Here is a 5811-nt window from a genome sequence, read left to right as displayed (position 1 = left end):
GGGTGCGGGCGGGGGGTGTCGCTGCCGTGGTCGTGGCCGTRGTCGCCGCCGGTGCCGACGCCGTGGTCGTCCCCGTAGTCACCGCGGTGGTCGTCGCCGGTGCTGCTGCCATGGTCGTGGCCGTAGCTGCCGCGGTGGTCGTCGCCGGTGCCGCTGCCGTGCTCCTCGCCGTAGCTGCCGCCGTGGTCGCCGCCGGTGCCGCTCCCGTGGTCGTGGCCGTAGTCGCCGCCGTGCTCGTGGCCGGTGCCGGGCCCGGGCCCGGGCCCTTGCCCGTACTCGTACCCGTGGTCGCGGTCACGGTCGTGTTCGGGGCGGCCGTAGCCGTCGTGGTCCTCGCGGTCGTCGCGCGGGCGCGACGCGGAGTCGGCGGCGCCGCCCGTACGGTCGGCCTGACGCGCGGCGTACGGGGCCGCCGCCGCGTCCTGCGGTGCCGAGGCGCGCTCCCCCGCGGGACCGCCCGTGGCGGCGGCTGCGCTGTAGGCCGTACCCAGCGTGGTGACCAGGCCCGCCACCACGGCGGCACGGGCGACGGAACCAGAGATGTTGTGCATGCCGGACAAACCCTTCGACAGGAATGCGAGGAGAAGACCAGATCGTCATAGGAATACTCCGGGCATCACGGGAAGGGCCGTATCCGTGCGCGTGTCCGCACCGGATCGGCGCGCGGCAACCCGTCTAGCGCAAGTCTGATGATCTGTTCGGGTTCAGGAGGTGCGCGAGGCCGCCGCCCGGTTCTCCCCGGCCGTGAACGCACAGCGCTGGGCCCGTACGCGGTTGTCGAAACTGGAATGGCCCAGCTCCGGCACCCCCACGGCACACAGGGCGAGCGGCCGGCTCAGCAGTTCGCGCAGCAGGGCCTTGATCTCGACGCGGGCCAGATGGGCGCCGAGGCAGTAGTGCGGCCCGCCGCCCCCGTATCCGAGGTGCGGATTGGGCTTGCGGGTGATGTCGAAGACGTCGGGGCGGTCGAAGACGGCCTCGTCGCGGTTGGCGGAGGCGTACAGCAGCATGACCCGGTCACCGGGGACGAAGGCCTGTCCGCCCAGGACATGAGGGCGCGTCACATGGCGGCGGAACTGGATGATGGGGGTGGAGAACCGGACGATCTCCTCCACGGCCCCGTCCGCGTAGCGCTCGAAGTCGCCGGTGAGCAGTGCGCGCTGCTCGGGGTGGTCGGTGAGCAGGGCGAGCGCGTGGGCGATGGCGTTACGGGTGGTCTCCACGCCCGCGACCATCAGCAGCGAGAAGAACGAGCCCAGCTGACGGGTGCTCAGGCCCTGTCCGTCGACGTCGGCGGCGACCAGCGCGGAGATGAGGTCACCGGTGGGCCGCCGGCGCCGCTCGCGGCCCAGCGCCGCGACGGTCAGCTGCATCCGGGCCAGCGCCCGCAGCCCGCGCCCGGGCACCCGGACACGGGCCCGCAGCGTACGGGCGACGCCGGCGTTCTCGGAGGCCCGGTCGACCTGGCGGGCGATCTCGACGCGGCCCGGCTCGGGCACGCCGAGCATGTCGCAGATGACCTCGAAGGCCATGCGCGAGGCGGCGGCCGAGACGAACTCGTCGGCCCCCGTGGCCACCAGGTCGTCGACGATACGGGCGGCGAGCTCGCGGATACCGTGCTCGGCGTCGGCCAGGACGCGGGGGGTGAAGGCGCGCGAGACGACCCGGCGCAGCTGGGCGTGGCGCGGGCCGTCCAGGTTGACCATGGAGTCCCCGAACACCGCGCGCACCCAGCGGGGCGGCTCGGGCGCGGTGGCTCCGGGGGCGCTGGCGAACACCTCGGCCTGCCGGCTGGCCCCGACGACGTCGGCGTGGCGCACGAGGGCGTAGAACCCGCGCTCGGGCCGCCCGCGGCCGGCGGCCCGCTCGACGAAGTAGGCGGGCCGCTCCAGCCGCCTCAGCCGCGCGAAGGCCTCCAGGCGGCGCTCGCGGGGGAGTTGCCAGAACGCGGGATCCGCGAGATCGAATCCAAGACCGGCACCGGGACCGATACCGGGACCGATACAAGGATCGAGACCGGGACCGGGACTGGTATTGCGGTCCGCGCTGTCGCTGTCGCCGTCCCTGCTGTTCCTACCAGCGGACAATGTCCTACCCGTCATGAAAGTCGCACAAAAAGGGAAGTCCGCCCCCGGGAGGAATTCCCCGGGGGCGGAAGGAAAGGCAGGGGGCCGGTCAGCTCACCAGGTTGTGCCCGGCCTCGGCGGCGTCGGTGCCCGCCTTGACCGCGTCCTTGATGGCCTTCACCCGCTTGTTCAGACTGTGTCCGACCACGCCGTCGGCCACGGGCTTGGCCTGCTCCCCGGCGACGGTGGCCGTGTGCGCGGCGCTGCTGATGGTCCGGCCGATGTCCAGCGCCTGAGCAGAAGGTGCCATTGCAGCCACCAACGCCGACCCTGCCACCGCGGTACTGAGAACTCGACAGACATTCATGCCCGTATCAACGCGATAACCGGGAAGAAGGCACGCCCGTGCCCCGGGTGCGCAATTCCCGCTCTTTCACGCCCCGGTGGGGTCCGCGGCGGTGCTGACGGGACGGCCGACGGTGATCTCCAGACCGGTCGCCGTCACCCGTACGGACACGGAGGTGAGGTCGTCGACCGTGACGTCCGCGTCGAGTTCATGGGCCGGGTGGGTCCGGGTCAGGGCGATCGTCGTCATCCCGGCCGCCCGGCCCGAGGCCAGCCCGGCGGGCGCGTCCTCGACGACCACGCAGCGCGCCGGGTCGACGCCCAGGCGCTCGGCCGCCAGGAGGAACGGCTCGGGGTGGGGCTTGTGGTGGGTGATGTCGTCGACGGTGACCAGGTGGCGGGGGCGGATACCGACCCCGCCGAGGCGGGCCTCGGCCACCCGCCGGGTGCCGGACGTCACCACGGCCCAGCGGTCCGGGGGGAGCTGGGCGAGGAGTCCGGGCGCGCCGGGGACGGGCTCAACCCCGCCCGCCAGCGCGTCGGCGACCTCCGCGTCCTCCAGGCGGGCCACGGCCCGCGCGACCTGTTCGGCGGGGAGCAGCTCGGCCACGATCGCGGCGGCCGGGCGGCCGTGCACCTCGACGCGGGCGACGTCCTGGAGGGTCATGCCGTACGAGGCGGCCCAGCCGGTCCACGCCCGTACGACGGAACGCATGCTGGAGACGAGGGTCTCGTCGCTGTCGAAGAGGAGGGCGTCGGCGGAGAGGAGCATGATCGGTGAGCGTAGCCGGGGCGGTGGGGCGGGGCGGCCCCGGGTCCGCCCCCGCCGACGTACGCGGATACTGCGCGTGCGCGTGCCGCGACGCCGTGCGGGCTCAGGCGTCCGGTACCGCGATCTCCAGTTCGCGCAGCCGGTCCGGCTCCGCCACGACGTCGATCTCGCTGATCATCCCGTCCAGGACCGTGAAGCGGAGCACCACGCGCAGCCGGCCGAACGGGGCCATGGCGAGGCCGACGGCCCCGTCGATCAGGGCCACCCCGGTGAACCGGGCACGGCCCACCGCCGCCATCGCCGCCTTCGCGACGGTGACGGCGCCGCCGAGGAAGATGGGCTCGGCGCTGGGCACGACCGCCTTGTCGGCGCGCAGGACCACGTCCGGGTGGAGCAGGGTGACCAGGGCCTCGAAGTCGCCGTCGCGGGTGGCGGCGAGGAAGGCCTCGGCGAGCCGGCGCCCGCGGGACGGGTCCGGGCCGGGCGCGGCCGTGGCGCCCCTGGCGCGGCGGCGGGCGCGGCTGGCGAGCTGGCGGGCCGCGGCCGGGGTCCGCTCGATCATCGGGCCGATCTCGTCGAACGGTACGGCGAACATGTCGTGCAGGACGAAGGCGAGGCGCTCCGCCGGGGCGAGCGTGTCGAGCACGACGAGCAGCGCGTGCCCGACCGAGTCGGCCATCACCGCCTCCCGCTCGGGGTCCGGGCGGTCCGCCTCGCCGGGGGAGCCGACGCCAGCGCCGGGGCCGAAGCCCGCGTCGGGTCCGGCCGCCTCCAGCGGGTCCTCGCCCCGGGTGCGGCGGGTACGGAGCATGTTCAGGCACACCCGCGCCACGACCGTGGTCAGCCAGCCGCCGAGGTTCTCGACCTCGGTGAGGTCGGCACGGCTCGCGCGCAGCCAGGCGTCCTGGAGGGCGTCCTCGGCCTCGCTGAGGGAGCCGAGCATGCGGTAGGCGACCGCGCGCAGATGGGAACGGTCCTGCTCGAAGCGCTCGGTGAGCGCTTGGGTCTGTGCCTGGGTCTGCGCCCGGGTCTGTGCCCCCGCCCCCGGTGTGTTCTCGCCGTGGCTGTGGCTGTGGCTGTCGCTGTGCGTCTGTTGCTCGTCCATCGGCCGCATTCCTCCGGTCCCCCTCGTCCGCGCGCGGTGTGTCAGAGAAGTAGATCACCGCGGACCTGCTCATCTACCCGGGGGAGTCCGATACCAGGGGGAGTCCAACGATTCGATTCGATTCGAGGAGCAGCAGCGATGGCGTCAACGATCCTGGTCACCGGTGGCACGGGCACGCTCGGCGGCCATGTGGTGCCGCGTCTGCTGGCCGAGGGGCACCGCGTCCGCGTACTGAGCCGCCACGACCGTGAGGACATCGGCGGCATCGAGTACGTCACCGCCGACCTGCTGCGGCCCGGGGGCATCGACCTCGCCGTCGAGGGCGCCGACATCGTGCTGCACCTGGCCGGCGGCCCCAAGGGCGACGACGAGGCCACCCGCAACCTGGCCGGCGCCGCCTCCCGCGCCGGGGTCCGCCACCTCGTCTACGTCTCGGTCATCGGCGCGGACCGCGTCCCGCTGAGCTGGTTCGGTACGAAGAAGGAGGCCGAACAGGCGGTGCGGACATCCGGCATCCCGTGGACGGCCCTGCGCGCGGCCCAGTTCCACGACCTGATCCTGCTGCTGTGCCAGAAGACGGCCCGGCTGCCGGTCGTCCCCGTTCCGGCGGGTCTGCGCTTCCAGCCGGTCGACGCGCGCGATGTGGCGGACCGGCTGGTGCAGTTGGCCCTGGGCGATCCGACCGGGCAGGCGCCGGACCTGGCCGGGCCGAAGGTGTACGAGTTGGGGGACTTGATCCGTACGTACCTCCAGGCCCGTGGCACGCGTCGGCTGCTGGTTCCGGTGCCCATGCCGGGCAAGGCGGGCCGCGCCTACCGGGCGGGCGACAACCTCTCCCTGGACGGTACCGCCACGCTGGGCGAGCGCACCTGGGAGGACTTCCTCGCCGAACGACTGCGCTAGTCCCTATCCCTGCGCCCCATGCGGAAATCGCATCGCCGGTTGGTAAGGTGGGGCGTATGGGACTGGGGTTGGAGGAGTCGCTGCGGCTGACGGTCGCGGCGCTGATGCAGGCGACGGGTGAGTCGCAGCGGGACCTGGCCGAGGTGCTCGGTCTGACGCAGACCCAGGTGTCACGCCGTCAGGCGGGCACCACCGCGTGGAGCCTGCGGGACTGCGACATGCTGGCCGCGCACTACGGGATCGGCCCCCTGGACCTGCTGGCCGGTCCGACCCGGGCGTGCGAGGCGCTGCCGGCGGGGGCGCGGCGCGGCGGCGGCAGGAGCGTGCGGAACGTGCGGGACGTGAGGGACGGGGTGGCGGGACGGTGAGCGACTTCGACGCGATCGACTCGCTGCTCGCCTCGGTCGGGCCCGAGACTCCGCTCATGGCGTACGAGGAGCGCCGGCGGCTGCGGGAGGCCGCGCGCCTGTCGAAGGCGCAGGTCGCCCGCGCGCTCGGGGTCAGCCCGTCGACGGTCACCGGCTGGGAGACCGGCCGCGACCCGTCGGGCGAGCTGCGCACGCGGTACGCGTATCTGCTGGAGGGGCTGCGGGAGCGGCTGGAGGAGTACGGGTCGGAGG

At 73.7% G+C, this 5811-nt stretch carries 7 protein-coding genes and 1 pseudogene; 3 read left to right on the top strand and 5 right to left on the bottom strand.

Annotation, left to right across the window (positions count from 1 at the left end; all coding sequences use genetic code 11):
* From ACJA3G_RS28070 to ACJA3G_RS28050, 5 genes and pseudogenes are all read right to left on the bottom strand, one after another.
* Positions 1 to 551, bottom strand: a pseudogene (locus ACJA3G_RS28070) (hypothetical protein); the annotation flags it as partial.
* 153 nt (positions 552 to 704) lie between these two features.
* A complete protein-coding gene (locus ACJA3G_RS28065; RefSeq protein ID WP_406555833.1) occupies positions 705 to 2003 on the bottom strand; it encodes a cytochrome P450 in 1299 nt (432 codons plus the stop codon).
* 172 nt (positions 2004 to 2175) lie between these two features.
* Positions 2176 to 2376, bottom strand: coding sequence for a hypothetical protein (locus ACJA3G_RS28060; RefSeq protein WP_406555832.1), 201 nt, complete (start codon positions 2374 to 2376; stop codon positions 2176 to 2178).
* Positions 2377 to 2499: 123 nt separating this feature from the next.
* A complete protein-coding gene (locus ACJA3G_RS28055) occupies positions 2500 to 3183 on the bottom strand; it encodes an HAD-IA family hydrolase (RefSeq protein ID WP_406555831.1) in 684 nt (227 codons plus the stop codon).
* Between the two features lie 103 nt (positions 3184 to 3286).
* Positions 3287 to 4288 (bottom strand): sigma-70 family RNA polymerase sigma factor, encoded by a 1002-nt coding sequence (locus ACJA3G_RS28050; RefSeq protein ID WP_406555830.1) that lies wholly within the window; start codon positions 4286 to 4288, stop codon positions 3287 to 3289.
* Positions 4289 to 4426: 138 nt separating this feature from the next.
* Here ACJA3G_RS28050 and ACJA3G_RS28045 point away from each other — a divergent pair, with 138 nt between their 5' ends.
* The 3 genes from ACJA3G_RS28045 to ACJA3G_RS28035 all read left to right on the top strand — a co-directional run.
* Positions 4427 to 5191, top strand: a complete 765-nt coding sequence (locus ACJA3G_RS28045) for an SDR family oxidoreductase (protein WP_406555829.1) — start codon at positions 4427 to 4429, stop codon at positions 5189 to 5191.
* A gap of 56 nt (positions 5192 to 5247) precedes the next feature.
* A complete protein-coding gene (locus tag ACJA3G_RS28040; protein WP_406555828.1) occupies positions 5248 to 5559 on the top strand; it encodes a helix-turn-helix domain-containing protein in 312 nt (103 codons plus the stop codon).
* A partial coding sequence (locus tag ACJA3G_RS28035; RefSeq protein WP_406555827.1) for a helix-turn-helix domain-containing protein occupies positions 5556 to 5811 on the top strand: 256 nt, incomplete at its 3' end. The genes ACJA3G_RS28040 and ACJA3G_RS28035, both read left to right, overlap by 4 nt.

It is taken from the genome of Streptomyces sp. YS-3, from assembly GCF_045257485.1.
In the GTDB taxonomy this organism is placed as follows: domain Bacteria; phylum Actinomycetota; class Actinomycetes; order Streptomycetales; family Streptomycetaceae; genus Streptomyces.
The sequence above is the reverse complement of the archived record's forward strand: the minus strand, read 5'-3'. Positions and strand labels throughout refer to the sequence as shown.

Excerpts from the sequence above, each read along its gene's own strand:
- ACJA3G_RS28060 (WP_406555832.1), bottom strand. The coding sequence starts at position 2,376 with ATGGCACCTTCTGCTCAGGCGCTGGACATCGGCCGGACCATCAGCAGC.
- ACJA3G_RS28055 (WP_406555831.1), bottom strand. The coding sequence starts at position 3,183 with ATGCTCCTCTCCGCCGACGCCCTCCTCTTCGACAGCGACGAGACCCTC.
- ACJA3G_RS28050 (WP_406555830.1), bottom strand. The coding sequence starts at position 4,288 with ATGGACGAGCAACAGACGCACAGCGACAGCCACAGCCACAGCCACGGC.
- ACJA3G_RS28045 (WP_406555829.1), top strand. The coding sequence starts at position 4,427 with ATGGCGTCAACGATCCTGGTCACCGGTGGCACGGGCACGCTCGGCGGC.
- ACJA3G_RS28040 (WP_406555828.1), top strand. The coding sequence starts at position 5,248 with ATGGGACTGGGGTTGGAGGAGTCGCTGCGGCTGACGGTCGCGGCGCTG.